The following is an 807-nucleotide window of genomic DNA, read 5'->3' as shown; positions in this document are numbered from 1 at the left end:
CACTTAAAGTGTTCTTTTTTTAGTTACTTAGGAGAGCTTTTGAGATAGGAGGGACAKGGATTCAAATCTATAGTTACACATGTTTATTGTGTTGTGTAACTCAAAAAGGAAAGTATCAGCAACTGCTTATTTTGTATGAATATAAACATCGGCTATTTGGGAGCTGTAATTGAATGCTTAGAAGGGAGCAAAAAATAGTGTGTGAAATATTAATAAAAAAGGACAAGCAGTCGTACCTACTGTCCTTTAAAGGAGAAAAGTCTTTTGGTTAAGAACTACGAATAAACAGAAAATCTGCTTGTAATTAGTTTTATCCCAAATATACATACCTATACAAAAAAGGGATAAGTACAAAATACTTATCTCAGGAAGGGAAATCCCAMACACCAAAATGGCTTGCATTGGTATACAGGTTCAAAAGTAGTATATGTAAAACGAAAAATCTCATACAAAAAGCAGACAATCAAAAGTATTGTCTGCCAGAAAGTCGGATGAATTAGCCAACTGTGAAAAATTGCTTTCCCACTTCAAGAAGAGTAAAGGCAACAAATTTGAAAGAAATGAATTGGGATTTAGTTATTGCTTCTATGAATGATGCATTTTCTTCATTTTTTTTGTCCCCAAAATACAACTAATAATTGCGAGTAATGCATTTGAAGAAATGAAATTTACGGTCCAATAAATTCCTGTTCCAGCAATTATATCGATAATTATAAATCTTTTAATTGCCGAACTTTTTACTACATGAAAAACAAATTGATTGTTATCGTTACCCAATGTTATCACATCCCTTATCTAATATATGAC

General features: G+C 31.7%; 1 protein-coding gene. It reads right to left on the bottom strand.

The features are described 5' to 3' along the window. Window positions 1–585: 585 nt before the first annotated feature. A complete protein-coding gene (locus tag AC1DTM_RS29650) occupies window positions 586–777 on the bottom strand; it encodes a hypothetical protein (protein ID WP_033710969.1) in 192 nt (63 codons plus the stop codon). Window positions 778–807: the final 30 nt, after the last annotated feature.

This window comes from Bacillus sp. P4_D3, assembly GCF_056401855.1.
Note: the sequence above shows the minus strand (reverse complement) of the source record. Positions and strands in the feature narration are given on the sequence as shown.